This window comes from Agarivorans sp. (assembly GCF_050295395.1).
Lineage (GTDB): Bacteria > Pseudomonadota > Gammaproteobacteria > Enterobacterales > Celerinatantimonadaceae > Agarivorans.
The window spans coordinates 21,949-37,998 of the sequence record NZ_JBNKPP010000148.1; the positions used below are offsets into that span (position 1 = coordinate 21,949).

The 16,050-nt window shown below is 45.6% G+C and carries 19 protein-coding genes; 17 read left to right on the forward strand and 2 right to left on the reverse strand.

The annotated features are described in order from the left end of the window. The first annotated feature begins 7 nt into the window (after positions 1-7). The 5 genes from ACQY6Q_RS08585 to ACQY6Q_RS08605 all read left to right on the forward strand — a co-directional run bounded on the left by ACQY6Q_RS08585 (position 8) and on the right by ACQY6Q_RS08605 (position 6,159). The gene (locus ACQY6Q_RS08585) at positions 8-922 is read left to right on the forward strand and encodes an ornithine carbamoyltransferase (protein WP_427980212.1); all 915 of its coding nucleotides are present in this window, start codon (positions 8-10) and stop codon (positions 920-922) included. A gap of 42 nt (positions 923-964) precedes the next feature. Then, the gene (locus tag ACQY6Q_RS08590) at positions 965-2,170 is read left to right on the forward strand and encodes an argininosuccinate synthase (RefSeq protein WP_427980214.1); all 1,206 of its coding nucleotides are present in this window, start codon (positions 965-967) and stop codon (positions 2,168-2,170) included. An 86-nt stretch (positions 2,171-2,256) separates the two neighbouring features. After that, positions 2,257-4,134 carry an argininosuccinate lyase gene (gene argH / locus ACQY6Q_RS08595; RefSeq protein WP_427980216.1) on the forward strand — a complete coding sequence of 626 codons (1,878 nt, stop codon included), beginning with the start codon at positions 2,257-2,259 and terminating at the stop codon, positions 4,132-4,134. An 87-nt stretch (positions 4,135-4,221) separates the two neighbouring features. Next, the gene (locus tag ACQY6Q_RS08600; RefSeq protein WP_427980218.1) at positions 4,222-4,578 is read left to right on the forward strand and encodes an MmcQ/YjbR family DNA-binding protein; all 357 of its coding nucleotides are present in this window, start codon (positions 4,222-4,224) and stop codon (positions 4,576-4,578) included. 96 nt (positions 4,579-4,674) lie between these two features. Then, on the forward strand, positions 4,675-6,159 hold the full coding sequence (locus ACQY6Q_RS08605) for a putative bifunctional diguanylate cyclase/phosphodiesterase (RefSeq protein WP_427980220.1): 1,485 nt from the start codon (positions 4,675-4,677) through the stop codon (positions 6,157-6,159). A 95-nt stretch (positions 6,160-6,254) separates the two neighbouring features. Here the strand turns inward: ACQY6Q_RS08605 and ACQY6Q_RS08610 are convergent, their stop codons facing one another. Both ACQY6Q_RS08610 and ACQY6Q_RS08615 read right to left on the reverse strand, forming a co-directional pair. Then, positions 6,255-6,755 carry a response regulator gene (locus ACQY6Q_RS08610; protein ID WP_427980222.1) on the reverse strand — a complete coding sequence of 167 codons (501 nt, stop codon included), beginning with the start codon at positions 6,753-6,755 and terminating at the stop codon, positions 6,255-6,257. A gap of 19 nt (positions 6,756-6,774) precedes the next feature. Beyond that, positions 6,775-8,631 carry an ATP-binding protein gene (locus ACQY6Q_RS08615; protein ID WP_427980224.1) on the reverse strand — a complete coding sequence of 619 codons (1,857 nt, stop codon included), beginning with the start codon at positions 8,629-8,631 and terminating at the stop codon, positions 6,775-6,777. Positions 8,632-8,973: 342 nt separating this feature from the next. On the opposite strand from ACQY6Q_RS08615, the gene rpsJ reads away from it, so the two are divergent. From rpsJ to ACQY6Q_RS08675, 12 genes are all read left to right on the forward strand, one after another. Further along, positions 8,974-9,285: a 30S ribosomal protein S10 gene (gene rpsJ, locus ACQY6Q_RS08620; protein ID WP_014290685.1), complete on the forward strand. Its 312-nt coding sequence runs from the start codon at positions 8,974-8,976 to the stop codon at positions 9,283-9,285. A gap of 32 nt (positions 9,286-9,317) precedes the next feature. Next, positions 9,318-9,953: a 50S ribosomal protein L3 gene (gene rplC, locus ACQY6Q_RS08625; protein WP_427980227.1), complete on the forward strand. Its 636-nt coding sequence runs from the start codon at positions 9,318-9,320 to the stop codon at positions 9,951-9,953. 15 nt (positions 9,954-9,968) lie between these two features. Then, positions 9,969-10,574, forward strand: a complete 606-nt coding sequence (gene rplD, locus ACQY6Q_RS08630; RefSeq protein WP_055732971.1) for a 50S ribosomal protein L4 — start codon at positions 9,969-9,971, stop codon at positions 10,572-10,574. Continuing rightward, a complete protein-coding gene (gene rplW / locus ACQY6Q_RS08635) occupies positions 10,571-10,873 on the forward strand; it encodes a 50S ribosomal protein L23 (RefSeq protein WP_055732970.1) in 303 nt (100 codons plus the stop codon). The genes rplD and rplW overlap by 4 nt, the downstream gene beginning before the upstream one ends. Before the next feature lie 15 nt (positions 10,874-10,888). Beyond that, the gene (rplB, locus tag ACQY6Q_RS08640) at positions 10,889-11,719 is read left to right on the forward strand and encodes a 50S ribosomal protein L2 (RefSeq protein ID WP_427980229.1); all 831 of its coding nucleotides are present in this window, start codon (positions 10,889-10,891) and stop codon (positions 11,717-11,719) included. Between the two features lie 11 nt (positions 11,720-11,730). Further along, the gene (rpsS, locus tag ACQY6Q_RS08645) at positions 11,731-12,009 is read left to right on the forward strand and encodes a 30S ribosomal protein S19 (RefSeq protein WP_026959667.1); all 279 of its coding nucleotides are present in this window, start codon (positions 11,731-11,733) and stop codon (positions 12,007-12,009) included. An 11-nt stretch (positions 12,010-12,020) separates the two neighbouring features. Next, positions 12,021-12,353, forward strand: a complete 333-nt coding sequence (rplV, locus tag ACQY6Q_RS08650) for a 50S ribosomal protein L22 (protein WP_055732968.1) — start codon at positions 12,021-12,023, stop codon at positions 12,351-12,353. Between the two features lie 10 nt (positions 12,354-12,363). After that, positions 12,364-13,062 (forward strand): 30S ribosomal protein S3, encoded by a 699-nt coding sequence (gene rpsC / locus ACQY6Q_RS08655; RefSeq protein WP_427980232.1) that lies wholly within the window; start codon positions 12,364-12,366, stop codon positions 13,060-13,062. Positions 13,063-13,073: 11 nt separating this feature from the next. Continuing rightward, positions 13,074-13,484, forward strand: a complete 411-nt coding sequence (rplP, locus tag ACQY6Q_RS08660) for a 50S ribosomal protein L16 (RefSeq protein ID WP_016403501.1) — start codon at positions 13,074-13,076, stop codon at positions 13,482-13,484. After that, positions 13,484-13,675: a 50S ribosomal protein L29 gene (gene rpmC / locus ACQY6Q_RS08665; protein WP_427980235.1), complete on the forward strand. Its 192-nt coding sequence runs from the start codon at positions 13,484-13,486 to the stop codon at positions 13,673-13,675. Before rplP ends, rpmC begins: the two co-directional genes overlap by 1 nt. Next, complete coding sequence (gene rpsQ, locus ACQY6Q_RS08670; protein ID WP_427980237.1) at positions 13,675-13,920, forward strand: 30S ribosomal protein S17; 246 nt, start codon at positions 13,675-13,677, stop codon at positions 13,918-13,920. Before rpmC ends, rpsQ begins: the two co-directional genes overlap by 1 nt. Before the next feature lie 206 nt (positions 13,921-14,126). Further along, on the forward strand, positions 14,127-16,050 hold a 1,924-nt coding region (locus ACQY6Q_RS08675), incomplete at its 3' end, for a GumC family protein (RefSeq protein ID WP_427980239.1).

Consider the following 16,050-nt stretch of genomic DNA (forward strand, 5'->3'; position numbering starts at 1 on the left):
AAAAGTAATGAGTGATTTTAAGCACCTGCTTAGTCTACAGGAACTAACTCAAGAACAAATTTTGGGTCTGCTAGAATTAGCAGCCAAGATAAAAACATCTCCCGCAGATTATGGTCAAACACTGGCTGGAAAAAGTGTCGTGACCCTTTTTGAAAAACCCTCATTACGAACTCGCGTTACCTTTGATATCGGGATTAATCGTTTGGGCGGCCACGCGGTGTACCTCGATCAACAAAACGGTGCCATGGGCGAGCGCGAAAGTGTCAAAGATTTCGCGTCCAATATCACTCGTTGGGCCGATGCCATTGTGGCGCGGGTATTTTCTCATAAAACCTTGCTAACTCTGCGTGAGCACGCCTCGGTGCCGATTATTAATTCACTGTGTGACTTATACCATCCTTGTCAGGGCTTGGCTGATTTTCAAACCATCAGTGAACATTACTCTGACCTAAGCAAAGTGAAATTGGCTTATATCGGTGATGGTAATAATGTCACCCATTCACTGTTACTGGGGGGCGCCATTTTAGGTATGGAAGTGGCGGCGATCTGCCCACTAGGCTCAAGTCCGGATGCGCAAGTAGTACAAAAAGCCCAAGCGCTGGCCAAAATTCATGGCGGCAAGATTGTGGTTAGCGATAAAATCGAAGATATTAAAGGCTACGATGTAGTGTATGGAGATACTTGGGTTTCAATGGGGGATGACACTCCCTTGCAATCTGTGAAAGATAAGTTTATCGCTTATCAAATTAACCAGAATTTGTTGCAGCAATGTGGTATCAACCATGTGTTGCACTGCCAACCTGCGCACCGCGAGTTGGAAATAACCTCGGAAGTGATGGATGGTCCGCAGTCGCTGATTTTTGATCAAGCTGAAAACCGCATGCACGCCCAAAACGCCGTTTTAGTTAGTTTATTAAGTTAAAAGCAGCTCAGCTATTTGTTGAGTTAAACAAGGAATTTTACGATGTCAGATATCAAAAAAGTTGTATTAGCATACTCCGGCGGCCTAGATACCTCGGCCATCATCCCTTGGTTGAAAGAAACCTACAACAACTGTGAAATTGTGGCTTTTTGTGCCGATGTGGGCCAAGGCGCAGAAGAACTAGTGGGCTTAGAAGAAAAAGCCTTAGCTTCGGGTGCTTCTGAGTGTCACATTGTTGACCTAAAAGAAGAGTTTGTTGCTGATTACATCTACCCTACTATTGCAACCGGTGCTGTGTACGAAGGTACTTATCTATTGGGTACTTCTATGGCGCGTCCAATTATTGCTAAAGCGCAAGTAGAAGTGGCCCGTAAAGTGGGCGCCGATGCCGTGTGTCATGGTTGTACTGGTAAAGGTAATGACCAAATTCGTTTTGAAAGCTGCTTTGCCGCGCTAGCACCCGAGCTTACCGTTATCGCTCCATGGCGTGAATGGGATATGGAGAGCCGTGAAGATCTACTGGATTACCTAGCCGAGCGCAACATTCCAACCACCGCTTCTGCAACTAAAATTTACAGCCGCGATGCTAATGCTTGGCACATTTCTCACGAAGGTGGTGAACTAGAAGACCCTTGGAACGAGCCAAGTAAAGGTGTTTGGACTTTAACGGTTGACCCCGTTGATGCGCCAAATGAACCAGAATACGTTAGCCTTAAAGTTGAACAAGGTCGTGTGGTAGCGGTTAATGATGAAGCGCTTAGCCCTTACCAAGTGGTAATGAAGCTAAATGAAATTGCTGCGGCGCACGGTGTAGGCCGTATCGACATTACTGAAAACCGTACCGTTGGTATGAAGTCTCGTGGTTGTTATGAAACTCCGGGGGGCACGGTGATTGTTGCCGCGCTACGTGCTATTGAAGAATTGGTACTCGATAAAACTTCACGTATTTGGCGTGAAAAAGTAGGCCAAGAGATGGCACATTTGGTGTACGACGGTCGTTGGTTTACCCCTTTGTGTAAGTCACTGTTAGCCTCTTCTGAAGCTTTGGCTGCCGATGCCAATGGCGAAGTTGTGGTTAAGCTATATAAAGGCCAAGCGGTTGCGGTACAAAAACGCTCTCCAAATAGCTTGTACTCTGAAGAGTTTGCCACCTTTGGGGAAGATCAGGTTTACGATCAAAAACACGCTGAAGGCTTTATTCGTTTATACTCTCTAGCCAGTCGGATCCGCGCGCTAAACAGTAAATAAGATTAGCTGACGTTATTAAGTAAGAAATACTTGGGCCTCAGCTGCAAATTGCGCTGAGGTCTTTGCAATAATAAATGGAGAGAAAAATGGCATTGTGGGGTGGGCGTTTTAGCCAAGCTGCAGATACCAGATTTAAGCAGTTCAACGATTCTTTACGTTTTGATTACCGCTTAGCGGAACAGGACATCACTGGCTCTATTGCTTGGTCTAAGGCCTTATTAAGTGTTGGCGTGCTTAATCAAGATGAACAAAGCAAATTAGAAGAAGCGCTATTAGATCTGGGCAAGCAAGTTGCCGAAAACCCCCAACAAATTCTTGGCAGCGATGCAGAAGATATTCACTCATGGGTTGAAACTCAGTTGATTCAGCGAGTGGGTGATCTTGGTAAAAAACTACACACCGGTCGTAGCCGTAATGACCAAGTCGCCACCGACTTAAAACTGTGGTGTAAAGGTCAGGGTGTTGAGTTATTAGAGCACTTAGACAAGCTACAGCAAAAGCTAGTGAAGTTTGCTCGTCAGCAGCAACATACTGTGCTGCCTGGTTATACTCACTTACAGCGTGCTCAACCCGTCACCTTTTCTCATTGGGCAATGGCTTATGTTGAAATGTTTGAACGGGATTATTCGCGCCTACAAGATGCGCTAAGCCGTTTAGATGTGTGCCCACTTGGTTGTGGTGCCTTAGCCGGTACTGCTTACCCAATGGACCGTCAGCAAATTGCTAAAGATCTTGGCTTTCGTCGCGCCACCCGCAACAGCTTAGATTCAGTATCTGACCGAGACCATGTGGTTGAGCTGATTTCTACCGCCTCGATTAGCATGATCCACTTAAGCCGCATGGCCGAAGATTTAATTTTTTATAATTCGGGTGAGTCGGCTTTCCTCGACTTATCTGATCAAGTGACCTCTGGTTCGTCACTGATGCCGCAGAAGAAAAACCCCGATGCATTGGAGTTAATCCGTGGTAAGGCCGGGCGAGTATATGGCTCTTTATCGGGCATTATGATGACCCTTAAAGCGCTCCCTTTGGCCTATAACAAAGACATGCAAGAAGACAAAGAAGGTCTATTCGACGCTTTGGATACTTGGGGTGATTGTTTAGCCATGGCCGAGTTGGTGCTTGATGATATGCAAGTGCATGAAGAGACAACCATTGAAGCGGCTAAAGGTGGTTACTCTAATGCCACCGAGTTGGCCGATTACTTGGTAGCTAAGGGCATTCCTTTCCGCGAGGCCCACCACATTGTGGGTATTGCCGTGGTAAAAGCGATAGAGAAAGGCGTACCGCTGGAAGAACTAAGTTTGGCAGAGTTTAAAGAGTTAGCACCAGAGATAGAACAGGACGTCTATCCAAACTTGTCTTTAGAGTCGACGCTGGCCAAGCGCCAAGCCTTAGGTGGAGTAGCGCCAGAACAAGTAGAACATGCCTTAACCGAAGCTGAAATACGCTTATCAAAACGCAATGTTAAGGGCCTGTATGTGCGCTCTGCACGTATGACCGATTTAGACAACATTGAAGAGATGGTGAATTATTGGTCTCAAGCGGGTGAAAACTTACCGCGGCCTCGTCCTGAGCTAGTGCAAGCCATTGGTGACTTTACCGTTAGTGAGCAAGCTGGCAAGGTGACCGGTTGTGCGTCGCTCTATTTATACGACACTGGCTTGGCGGAAATTCGTTCTTTAGGTGTTTACCCTGGCTCTCAACGTTTAGGTCAGGGACGTGCCATGGTGCAGCATCTCATGAAAAAGGCGAAGAAAATGGAGATCGAGAAAGTGTTTGTATTAACACGAGTACCGGAGTTCTTCATGAAGCTGGGCTTTAGTCCAACGTCGAAAAGCTTACTGCCTGAGAAAGTAATGAAAGATTGTGATATTTGTCCACGCCAGCATGCTTGTGATGAGGTGGCTCTAGAGTTTATTCTGGACAATAGCCACTTGATTCATAAGCAAAGCGTAGCCTAATTTTTGGTTAGCCAAGCTTGAGGAATCACTACAAAGCCAGTCGCAGTATGCTACTGGCTTTGTTATTTTAGTCATTAGGGGAAGTGCATGGATTATTCTCAATTAGCAGCATATCTCTTGGCTAAAACTGAAGCTAAGTTGGAGTATCCCTTTGCTCCGGATATTCCAGTGTTTAAGATAAGGGGAAAGATGTTTGCCTTGGTAGGGTGGCGAGATGGGGACATGTTTATCAATCTTAAGTGCCAACCAGAACAAATTGATGCGCTGACAGATATTTTTCCCGCTATTCATCGGGCTTACCACATGAATAAACGCCATTGGCTGAGTCTCTATTTTGATGGTAGTGATGCAGAGCAACAAGTCTTTGGCTTGATCGACAATTCTTACGGTTTAGTGGTCGCAAACATGAGTAAATCTGTGCAGACCTTGTTACTGGGAGAATAAGTGCTACGAGGCGACTAGCTTAGTGGCCAGTGTTTGCTACTGTTTAGATGGTTAGTGCACGTAATATTTTGGTCGTTATTGAGGATCTTATGAAGCATGAATAGGGCTGTAACTTCCGCTGTTAAAGTAACGCTAGTTTATGCTGGCTTTTCTGCTCTGTGGATATTGTTTTCAGACATGGCTGTGGAGTGGTTATTTGACAGTGCGCAGCTACGAGCTTTAGCCCAAACCTATAAAGGACTGGCTTTTGTTGTTACTACCGCTGTGTTGTTGCTTATTTTAGTGCTGAGAGATAATCGAGCGTTACAAAAAGCTGATGATATGGATAGTCTCACCGGCTTACATAGCTTGAACATGTTCATTCGCACACTGAATGCCACTCTTTCTCAGTTGAACAGCAGTGAACGTTTATTTGTTGCTTATCTTGATATTGATGATTTTAAGCAAATTAATGAAGAGCTAGGTTTTGAGCGGGCTGACACTTTGCTGCAGGATACCGCCAAAGCCTTGCTTAAGTCGGCTTTGCCCGGTTCATTTGTCTCCCGTTTACATGCCGATCAATTTGCCTGTTTCGCGATTATCGAAGACATCTCTGAAGTGGAAACACGAATGCGAGAAGTACAGCGTTTATGCTCTCTAAGTGGTCAGCGTTATGGTATCGATGTCAGTTGCTCGGTGGGAGTTGCGTTGTTTCCTAGTGATGGTAACAATGCCAAAGAAATGATGATTTCTGCATCTCAGGCGCTGAATGTGGCCAAACAACAGCGCAATACGATTATCTATCATGATAGAACCTTAAGCGAACGAGCCATGCAGCGCCGCCAGTTAGTGCTTGATTTACGAGAGGCGATTGCCGACCGAAGTTTATACGTGGTTTATCAGCCTAAATATGAGTTGGAGGGGTTGAGTTGCAACGGTGTCGAAGTATTGGTGCGTTGGAATCATCCACTACATGGTTTGATTGCGCCGGACGTATTTATTCCCTTAGCCGAAGAGAATGGTTTAAGTTCGGCTATTTCTAAATTGGTCATCGCCAAGGCCGCCGAAGAGTTACTTGCGTCTGGTTTGTTAAGTGGGGTGCTAAACCACGTTGCGGTGAATGTATCTGCCACTGAATTTAATAATACCGAAGAGATGAATTCGCTGAGTAGTTTCATCGAAAGCTATCCTGACTTTGCCCAATATGTTCGTTTAGAAATCACCGAAACGGCTACCCTTACCGATATGCGCAAGAGTGTGGAAGTGATTTCTCAGCTACAAGCGCGTGGCTTAAGTATATCAATTGATGACTTTGGCACCGGCTATACCTCCTTAGCCATGCTTAAAGATCTGACCGTGGATGAGATCAAAATCGATCGTAGTTTTGTGGCCGAGCTGGAACACGATGCGCGTTCTAAGACCATCGTATGCGCAGTTATTGCTATGGCTAACAGCTTTCGGATTAATATTGTTGCCGAAGGGGTGGAAACCGAAAGCCAACTGAAGGTATTAAGAAAAATTGGTTGTCGCCAAGCTCAAGGTTTTTACTTAGGCAAACCAATGCCGATTACCGAGTTACTAAAGCACTTAGCTGGCCAATAAAATTCGCTTCATTGGTGAATTTATGAACTAAGCAACCAAATTAGCCTTGGCTGAACTTGGTTGCGCTATAAACTGGCTTGATGCCCTGCACCAAGTTAGGTTTTTGGCATTTCTAAGCGGTGTTGAGACATATGACTAAAAATTCGCTCACCATCTAAGACTTGGGCATAAGGCATCGGGTTATCGCTGTAGCTGAGTACATAATCGGTGAGCTTTTCTTTGACGATGCTAAGCAATTCTTCGGCTGACCATGGTTTGGCTAAATAATAATTTAAGCCACCGCGGTTGATCGCTTCAATGGTATCGTGCAATCCCGCTTGACCAGTTAATAGAATTTTCTGGGCCGTTTCGTTGTTGCTGCTGTGGTTGAGGTCGATAAGAAAATCGATACCTAATTCATCGGGCATAATATGGTCGGCGAGAATCAAGGCTAGTTTGCCACCCTGCGCTTCAAATTCGCTGATCACTTCCCGCGCTTCGGCTACGCTCTCTGCTCCATCGATAGTGAAGGGGGGGCTTAAAGAGGCGATATCGCTAAGTACGCTATCGAGTACTTCACGCTCATCATCTACACATAAAATCAGTAATTGCTCCATGATCAGACTCCTTTAAGTCCTATTGGTGGTTCAAGGGTAAAGTAATGGTGAAACGAGTAAACTGTCCTTGCTCTGATTCCACCTCAATTCTACCTAAATGTTGTGCCACGATTTGTTGGCACACGGTGAGGCCAATGCCTAAGCCAAAGTTGCCTTCTCGTTTGGTGGTAAAATTTAATTCAAATATTTTTTTGATCAGTTTAGGGCTGATGCCGGGCCCATTGTCTTCAATGACTACCGAGATATAACTTGGTGACGCTTCTACGTAGCGGCTAGTAATGTTGAGCTTGCCTCGCGTGCCCATGGCGTCTAGCGCGTTAGCTATTAAGTTGGTCCAAACTTGTTGCAAGGCTATCGGGTGACAACGGTAGACTGGCAGAATGCCATAGTGGCATTCAACATCGAAGCCGCGTAGTCGGTTCTCTAGTATCACTAAAGTTTCGGCAATGCCGTCGTTGATATCGGCCAACACCGGTTGCTCGGGATCCTGACCCGCATAGTGTTTCAAACCTTTGACTAACTCGGCAATCCGGCTAGCACAGACTTGAATATTGCGTAAGAAATTGCCGATTTGATGGTAGCGGGCAAGGGCATCGATCAGAGCACCTTGTTCACCATCACAACAGTCTAAATATTGCTGACGTAAGTCCGGCCTATCTAAGCCAATACTCACCGCTTTTCTCGCGGCGATAGGGTTGCCAAATAGTTCGCAGGCTTGCTTGCTACGCTGGCGAATTTCGCTGGTGGACATCGGCGTGAGGGTAAACGCTGCTTCAAGTAACTGTTGGCCGAGTTGCTCTTGCGGCGCAGATAGCTGGTGCTTGAGTACCAACGGGATCTGCTTAGCGATAGTATCACTGCCGCGAATTATCGCTGCTACAGGATTATTGAGCTCATGGGCCACGCCTGCTATCAGTTGCCCTAGTACCGCCATTTTTTCTTTCTCGATGAGTTGCTGGTGGGCTGAGTCTAATGAGCTGAGCGTGGTTTGCAGAGTGAGTTTGGTTTGTATACTCTTTTGCAGCCGTCGGTTGAAATGGCGCAGCAGCAAATTGGTAAATAAAGGCAGTAACTGGTTACTCGAGTCTAAGACCTTAGCGAAGGTGGCTTTGTCTAATTTAATCACCGCGGTTTTCATGGTAGTGATAGCACTGGTAAAGGCTTGCTCTCCGGTGACAAAAGACATCCCCCCCACCAACGAACCCGCTTTCATTCGCGCCACTTCTAAACTTTGCTGGTCTTGTTGTTTGCGTAATACCACCTCGCCCTTGGCGATAAACCATAAAAAACGATTGGCTTGCCCCTCTTGAGTTAAAATGTGGTTAGCGCTGTAGGTGCGACAAAGGTGATCCTCGTCATTATCCTTAAAGAAAGCATAAAGTGCAGAAATAACTTTCTCTGAAAGTTGCTGGTCGCTAAGCGCAGTATAATCAAAAAAATGCGCTCTAAACTGGGCCACCGTGGCGGCGAGTTGTTGTTCTAACCATTGTTGGTGGGATTGTGTGTGAGTCGGCCAGTAGCGTTGAAGTTGCTGACTAAGTTGGTGCTGACAGTCATCGGCTTGGTGAATATATACTGGCGAAAAAAGGTTAACCAACTCTATCAGCTGAGCTGTGCTCACTAGCTCGTCGGCGTAAAAAACTATTTTTGAGTTATCGGTACAGTCTTGCTGCATTAGCGTTTGAAAGTCTTTGGTAAATTGCGGCTGAATAAACCAAGACAGTTCAACGATGATCATCGCGTAATGAGATTGTTGCCGAGCTTGCTCGGAAGGGAGATCCTCGCAAACACATAATTGCCAAGGATAGTTATTATCCTTTAACGAATGGGCCCATTGCTTACGACTGAGAACTAACAAGCTGGATTGGTGATTCATAGCTATCCTGCCTAGCACTTATCGATAAATATTATAAGCTTACATCAAGGAAGGTTTTGCGAGCTGGTTAAAGGTTCGCGGGGCTGTTTAGCAAATAAACAAATTTTGTAGAACAGCTTGTTTTTTACCATCGCTTAAGTATAATACCGCCGCTCACTGAATAAAGTGGCTGAGTTGTTTCGACAACTTATATTGCTTAACCACTTAGGTGGTTAGGAACTAACAGTGCTTCCGATTTGGAAGCAAACGTTACTCGTCGCATGCACTACCATCCCCAGATATTGGAATCGGATGTCGTTGGTGTGTGTTAGGTTCTTTTATTTTTTATTTGGAGCTCTGTCAATGCAGAACCAAAGAATTCGAATCCGCTTGAAAGCATTCGATCACCGTCTGATCGATCAATCTACTGCGGAAATCGTAGAAACTGCCAAACGCACTGGCGCTCAGGTTCGTGGTCCAATTCCACTACCTACTCGTAAAGAGCGTTACACCGTACTAGTATCTCCGCACGTTAACAAAGACGCGCGTGACCAGTATGAAATTCGCACCCACAAACGTCTTGTAGACATCGTAGAGCCAACTGATAAAACAGTTGACGCTTTGATGCGTCTTGACCTTGCTGCTGGTGTAGATGTGCAAATCAGCTTGGGCTAAGCCTAAGTCTGACTATATAAGAGGTTTTTACAATGATTGGTCTAATCGGTCGTAAAGTTGGAATGACCCGCATCTTCACTGAAGATGGTGTATCAATTCCAGTTACCGTAATCGAATGTGAGCCAAACCGCGTTACTCGTGTAATCACTGAGGAAAGCGACGGTTACCGTGCTCTACAAGTGACCACCGGCACTAAAAAAGCAAGCCGTGTTAACAAACCAGAAGCGGGTCAATTCGCTAAAGCTGGTGTTGATGCGGGTCGCGGCCTGTGGGAATTCCGTCTAGCAGACGGTGAAGGTGAAGAAGTGAACGTAGCTGATGAGCTAAAAGTTGACTTGTTCAATGAAGTTAAGAAAGTAGACGTTACTGGTACTTCTAAAGGTAAAGGTTTCCAAGGCGGTGTTAAACGCTGGAACTTCGCTACCCAAGATTTTACTCACGGTAACTCTTTGAGCCACCGTGCTCCTGGTTCTATTGGTCAAAACCAAAGCCCAGGTAAAGTATTCAAAGGCAAGAAGATGGCCGGACATATGGGTGCTGAGCGTGTAACTACGCAAAACCTAGATGTTGTACGTGTTGATGTTGAGCGTAACCTAATTTTGGTTAAAGGTGCCGTACCTGGCGCTACCAATGGCGACGTGATCATTAAACCTGCTGTTAAAGCGTAACGTTAGGAGATAGTAATGGAATTGGTATTGAAAGACGCGCAAAGCGCTCTTGAAGTTTCCGAAACTACCTTCGGACGTGACTTTAACGAAGCCTTGATTCACCAGGTGGTAACTGCATACGCTGCAGCTTCTCGCCAGGGAACTCGCGCTCAAAAAACACGTTCTGAAGTATCAGGTGGTGGTAAGAAACCATGGCGTCAGAAAGGTACAGGCCGTGCACGTGCCGGTACAATTCGTAGCCCAATTTGGCGTAGCGGTGGCGTAACGTTTGCTGCTAAGCCTCAAGATCACAGCCAAAAAGTTAACAAGAAAATGTACCGCGGTGCTATCCGCAGCATCTTGTCTGAATTGGTTCGTCAAGACCGTTTGATTGTGGTTGAAAAATTCGCTGTTGAAGCGCCAAAAACTAAAGAATTAGTAGCTAAGTTGAAAGACTTCGATTTGAGTGACGTTTTAATCGTGACTCCTGAAGTTGATGAAAACTTATTCTTGGCCGCACGTAACCTATATAAAGTAGACGTACGTGATGTAGCTGGTATTGACCCAGTTAGCTTAATTGCCTTTGACAAAGTGTTGGTAACTGCTGATGCAGTTAAACAAATTGAGGAGTGGTTAGCATGATCAGCGAAGAACGTTTGTTGAAAGTACTAGTAGCTCCACATATCTCTGAAAAGAGCACTATGTCTGCTGAAGCCGATAACACTATCGTTTTCAAAGTTGTGAAAGATGCAACTAAAGCAGAAATCAAAGCTGCAGTTGAAAAACTATTCGAAGTTGAAGTGACTGGTGTTACTACCTTGAACCAAAAAGGTAAAACCAAACGTCATGGAGCACGTTTCGGTCGCCGTAACGACGTGAAGAAGGCGTATGTAACCTTAGCTGAAGGTGCAGACATCGACTTCACCGGCGCCGCAGAGTAAGAGGAGTTATCTTAAATGGCTATTGCAAAATGTAAGCCTACATCTGCTGGTCGTCGCCACGTTGTTAAAGTGGTTAACCCTGACCTGCACAAAGGCAAGCCTTACGCTCCTTTATTGGAAAGTAAGTCTAAGTCTGGCGGTCGTAATAACCGCGGTGTTATTACCGTTCGTCATATCGGTGGTGGTCACAAACAACACTACCGTTTGATTGACTTCAAACGTAACGACAAAGACGGCATCCCTGCAAAAGTAGAGCGTATTGAATACGATCCAAACCGCAGCGCAAACATTGCTTTGGTATTGTTTGCTGATGGTGAGCGTCGCTACATTCTAGCACCTAAGGGTGTTAAAGCAGGTACTCCGTTAATGACAGGTATTGATGCACCTATCGAAGCGGGTAACTGTCTACCAATGCGCAACATGCCTGTAGGTTCTACTGTGCATGCGATTGAAATGAAGCCTGGTAAAGGTGCTCAATTAGCACGTTCTGCTGGCGCTTACGCTCAAATCGTTGCGCGTGATGGTTCTTACGTAACTTTGCGTCTACGTAGTGGTGAAATGCGTAAAGTATTATCTGATTGTCGCGCAACTTTGGGCGAAGTAGGTAATGCTGAACATATGCTACGTAAACTTGGTAAAGCTGGTGCAACGCGCTGGCGTGGTGTTCGTCCTACCGTTCGCGGTGTGGTAATGAACCCTGTTGATCACCCACACGGTGGTGGTGAAGGTCGTACTTCTGGTGGCCGTCATCCTGTAACACCATGGGGTGTACCAACCAAAGGTTACAAAACTCGTAAAAATAAGAGTACGGATCAATATATCGTACGCCGTCGTTCTAAGAAATAAGGGGAATCGCCATGCCACGTTCTCTCAAGAAGGGTCCATTCATTGACCTACACTTGTTGAAGAAGGTAGAGAAAGCGGTGGAAAGCGGGGACAAGAAACCATTGAAAACTTGGTCTCGTCGCTCAATGATCATTCCACAAATGATCGGTTTGACCATCGCTGTCCATAATGGTCGTCAGCACGTTCCAGTATTTGTTACCGATGAAATGATCGGTCATAAACTGGGTGAATTCGCGCCAACTCGTACTTATCGCGGCCATGCTGCTGATAAGAAAGCGAAGAAGAAGTAGGAGTCTAAATAATGGAAGCTTTAGCTAAACATCGTTTTGCTCGTGGTTCTGCGCAGAAGGCTCGCCTGGTTGCAGATCAAGTACGTGGTCTACCAGTTGAAAAAGCACTTGTTACGTTGCAATTCAGCAGCAAGAAAGCAGCAGGACTTGTTAAGAAAGTTCTAGAATCTGCCATTGCTAACGCTGAGCACAACGAAGGTGCTGATATTGATGAGTTGAAAGTAGCCAAAATCTTCGTTGATGATGGTCCAACTCTCAAGCGTATTCGTCCTCGAGCGAAAGGCCGAGCCGACCGTATTATCAAGCGTACCAGCCACATTACTGTGGTTGTATCTGATAACTAGGAGATAAGCAATGGGTCAGAAAGTACATCCTAATGGTATTCGCCTAGGTATCGTAAAACCATGGAATTCAACCTGGTATGCCGATAAAGGTGAATACGCAGACAACCTTTTCAGCGACCACAAAGTGCGTCAATTCTTAACTAAAGAATTGAAAAGCGCTTCTGTATCTCGCATTACCATTGAACGTCCTGCTAAGAGCATTCGTGTAACTATTCACACTGCTCGTCCAGGTGTTGTTATTGGTAAAAAAGGTGAAGATGTTGAAAAACTACGTCAGAACGTCGCTAAATTAGCGGGCGTACCTGCGCAAATCAACATCTCAGAAGTTCGTAAGCCTGAGTTAGACGCTAAATTAGTAGCAGATTCTATCTCTAGCCAACTAGAACGTCGTGTTATGTTCCGTCGTGCGATGAAGCGCGCTGTTCAAAACGCAATGCGTCTAGGAGCTAAAGGTATCAAGGTTCAAGTTAGTGGTCGTTTAGGCGGTGCAGAAATTGCCCGTGCTGAATGGTACCGTGAAGGTCGTGTACCTCTACACACTTTACGTGCTGACATCGATTACTCAACTTCAGAAGCGTTGACTACTTACGGTATCATCGGCGTTAAAGTTTGGATCTTTAAAGGCGAAGTACTTGGCGGTATGCCAGTGGCTGCAGCTCCTGAAGCTCCTGCTAAGCCGAAGCGCGGTAACAAGCGCAACGCTAAATAGGAGAACCGGGAATGTTACAACCAAAACGTACTAAATTCCGTAAGCAACACACTGGTCGTAACCGTGGTTTAGGCAAAGGACAAAATGTGTCTTTTGGTGACTTCGGATTGAAAGCGACTGGTCGTGGCCGTCTTACTGCTCGTCAAATCGAAGCAGCACGTCGTGCGATGACTCGTCACATCAAACGTCAAGGTAAAATCTGGATCCGTGTATTCCCAGACAAACCTATTACTCAAAAGCCTCTTGAAGTGCGTATGGGTAAAGGTAAAGGTAACGTGGAATACTGGGTAGCCCAAATTCAGCCAGGCAAAGTTCTGTATGAAATGGACGGCGTTTCAGAAGGTCTTGCTCGCGAAGCTTTCGAGCTAGCTGCGCGTAAGTTACCTATTAGCACCACTTTTGTAACGCGGACGGTGATGTAATGACAGCGAACGAACTTAAACAAAAAAGTGTTGAAGAGCTTAAAGCTGAGCTACTAAACCTGCTTCGTGAGCAATTCAACTTGCGTATGCAAGCAAGTACTGGTCAATTAGCCCAAACTCACTTGCTTAAAAACGTACGTCGCGATATCGCGCGTGTGAAAACAATTCTGAATCAGAAGGCAGGTGCGTAATGAGCGATATCCGTACATTGCAAGGTAAAGTAGTTAGCGACAAAATGGACAAGTCTATTGTTGTTGCTATTGAGCGCCAGGTTAAACACCCTATCTACGGTAAATACACCAAGCGTACTACTAAACTACACGCTCATGATGAAGCGAATGTTGCCGCTGAAGGCGATATCGTTACTATCAGAGAATGTGCTCCTATCTCTAAGACTAAGTCTTGGACTTTGGTAGACGTAGTAGTTAAAGCCTAAGCTTTAAAAACGATGAAAAAGGCTCCTTTATAGGAGCCTTTTTTCGTTATCAAATCTACTAATAGTTATGTTATTAAGGCTGTTTGCAGTATAAATTGTTGTAGTTTTACTCAATTGCTATATTTCCTAATTGCAAGTCACCGAGTGAGCTGGCAGTATCGTTTGCTTAAGTAAGTGTTATTGGTTGGGAATGAATAGCTAAGTTCATGCAAGGACAGCAACAGGTACGGGATAAGGAATACCAAAAGTTTGCATTTCGCCGGCTCTTTAGCAGCTTGTGGCAAGCTAAGTTAAATATTGTCTTGCTGGTTATGCTCACCTTGCTGTTGACTATGTTATATGTGACGGCCCTACCCGCAGTATATCAAGCCTCTTCGAGGTTGCTGATTACTTATAGCCCCGCCAAGCTAGCCTCTCCTCAAGTTAACTATCAAGCCAGCTCTCAGGCCGAACTTTATTTTAATACCGAGATTGAAATATTGCGCTCGGAGCAGATTGCCCTGTCGGTGATAGATAAGCTCAACTTACAGCATCACCCAGAATTTTTACGCCAAGCGCTTACGCCTTGGGAATACTGGTGGCAAATCCTAAGTTTGGGGTATAGCAGCCAATTTAAGCTTAACTCCGCACTAAGCGAGACGCAGTTATTAAGGGCTTTTAAGCAGCGTTTAGCTATCTCACCGGTGGCCAATAGTCATTTGGTCGATATTCGTTTTCAAAGTTGGGATAGATTACTGGCTCAACAGGTGTCTGTTGCGGTAGCAGAAGCCTATATTGATTATCAACGTCACTCCAGTGAACGCGCTACAGGGCAATCAATCGCATGGTTATTAAAGGAATTACAAGGTTTGGAGGCGGCTTTACAGTCTTCTGAACTAGCGCTACAAAGCTATTTACAGCAACACGTTCAAGCCGATGCTAAGGGTAACGCCAATACCATGCTTAGCGATCTACAACAGCTTATCTCTGCCCAGTTGGCTGCTCAGCGCGATAAGGCTGAAGCTCGCTCAGCCTTGATGTTGGTTAAATCTACGCTGCAACAACAACCCGAGCAAGTGGCTACTTTGGTGGGTATTTCGATACCACCAGAGCTGAGTGAGCTTGGTCTACGCCTAAGTGGATTGAAGCGCCAACAAGCAGAAATAACTCAGCGTTTAACGCCTAGTGATACTCGGCATTTAGCCATGGCTGAAGAAATTATTCGGTTGGAGTCGACGCTGCTGTCGCTGGGGCAAACGACGTTGTTCGAGCTAGACAAACAATATCAATTGGCCGCGGCGCAAGAACAAGCGCTATCAGAGCGCTTGCGTTTGGCTCAACAAGCGTATCAAAACTTTACTGAACAAGATGAGCAGTTTAAACAGCTCAATCGTGAGTTAGAGAGTAATGCTCGTTTGTATCATACCTTTTTAGAGAAATTCCGAGCGCTCGAAGCCTTAGAGGGCTACAACCGTGGTTACACCCAATTGGTTGACCGAGCCCGGTTGCCCGAGGTGGCGATAAAGCCGCAAAAGGTGATGCTGGTAGTGTTGGCTGGCTTGTTTTCAGCCTTACTGGGTTCGCTATTGGTACTGTTAAAACAAGCCATGTCTCGAACCTTCTCTAGTGTAGAGCAATTAGAAGACGCTTTGGATGTTGAGGTGGTTGCAGAAATTCCCCGGGTTAAGGTGCGTAATCATAAATGGCTACGTCAGGGAGTGCACCCTTGGTTGGGGGAGCCACTTCGTTCTATGCGGGCCCGCTTACAGATGTTATCCAGCCGTGGGCAGGTGGTGATGTTTACTTCAGCCATAGAAGGCGAAGGAAAAACCAGTTTAAGCATACAAACAGCGTCGGCATGTTGTGATGTCGAAAGAGTATTATTGATTGATGCCGATTTGCGCCGTGCTTCAGTATCTAGCTATTTAAGTTATTCACTGTCCCAGCCCGGCTTGACTCACTTGTTGTCGAGAACCCATAGTGTTTCGCAATGTATTCATCGCGATAATCAATTAGGCTTTGATGTTTTAACTGCAGGTTTAATTGATCGTCATTCCACGTCGCTGTTGGCCTCAAAGAAATTCAAATTGTTGTTACAGGGGCTGCGTCAGCATTATGATCGCATCGTTATCGAAACAGGCCCATTAACCC

Bases quoted from the DNA above. Each gene is read 5' to 3' on its own strand.
- rplW (WP_055732970.1), top strand. From the start codon at position 10,571: ATGATCAGCGAAGAACGTTTGTTGAAAGTACTAGTAGCTCCACATATC.
- rplP (WP_016403501.1), top strand. From the start codon at position 13,074: ATGTTACAACCAAAACGTACTAAATTCCGTAAGCAACACACTGGTCGT.
- rpsJ (WP_014290685.1), top strand. From the start codon at position 8,974: ATGCAGAACCAAAGAATTCGAATCCGCTTGAAAGCATTCGATCACCGT.
- rplB (WP_427980229.1), top strand. From the start codon at position 10,889: ATGGCTATTGCAAAATGTAAGCCTACATCTGCTGGTCGTCGCCACGTT.
- rpmC (WP_427980235.1), top strand. From the start codon at position 13,484: ATGACAGCGAACGAACTTAAACAAAAAAGTGTTGAAGAGCTTAAAGCT.
- ACQY6Q_RS08600 (WP_427980218.1), top strand. From the start codon at position 4,222: ATGGATTATTCTCAATTAGCAGCATATCTCTTGGCTAAAACTGAAGCT.
- rplV (WP_055732968.1), top strand. From the start codon at position 12,021: ATGGAAGCTTTAGCTAAACATCGTTTTGCTCGTGGTTCTGCGCAGAAG.
- ACQY6Q_RS08605 (WP_427980220.1), top strand. From the start codon at position 4,675: ATGAATAGGGCTGTAACTTCCGCTGTTAAAGTAACGCTAGTTTATGCT.
- ACQY6Q_RS08585 (WP_427980212.1), top strand. From the start codon at position 8: ATGAGTGATTTTAAGCACCTGCTTAGTCTACAGGAACTAACTCAAGAA.
- rpsS (WP_026959667.1), top strand. From the start codon at position 11,731: ATGCCACGTTCTCTCAAGAAGGGTCCATTCATTGACCTACACTTGTTG.
- rpsQ (WP_427980237.1), top strand. From the start codon at position 13,675: ATGAGCGATATCCGTACATTGCAAGGTAAAGTAGTTAGCGACAAAATG.
- rplC (WP_427980227.1), top strand. From the start codon at position 9,318: ATGATTGGTCTAATCGGTCGTAAAGTTGGAATGACCCGCATCTTCACT.
- rplD (WP_055732971.1), top strand. From the start codon at position 9,969: ATGGAATTGGTATTGAAAGACGCGCAAAGCGCTCTTGAAGTTTCCGAA.
- rpsC (WP_427980232.1), top strand. From the start codon at position 12,364: ATGGGTCAGAAAGTACATCCTAATGGTATTCGCCTAGGTATCGTAAAA.
- ACQY6Q_RS08615 (WP_427980224.1), bottom strand. From the start codon at position 8,631: ATGAATCACCAATCCAGCTTGTTAGTTCTCAGTCGTAAGCAATGGGCC.
- ACQY6Q_RS08610 (WP_427980222.1), bottom strand. From the start codon at position 6,755: ATGGAGCAATTACTGATTTTATGTGTAGATGATGAGCGTGAAGTACTC.
- argH (WP_427980216.1), top strand. From the start codon at position 2,257: ATGGCATTGTGGGGTGGGCGTTTTAGCCAAGCTGCAGATACCAGATTT.
- ACQY6Q_RS08590 (WP_427980214.1), top strand. From the start codon at position 965: ATGTCAGATATCAAAAAAGTTGTATTAGCATACTCCGGCGGCCTAGAT.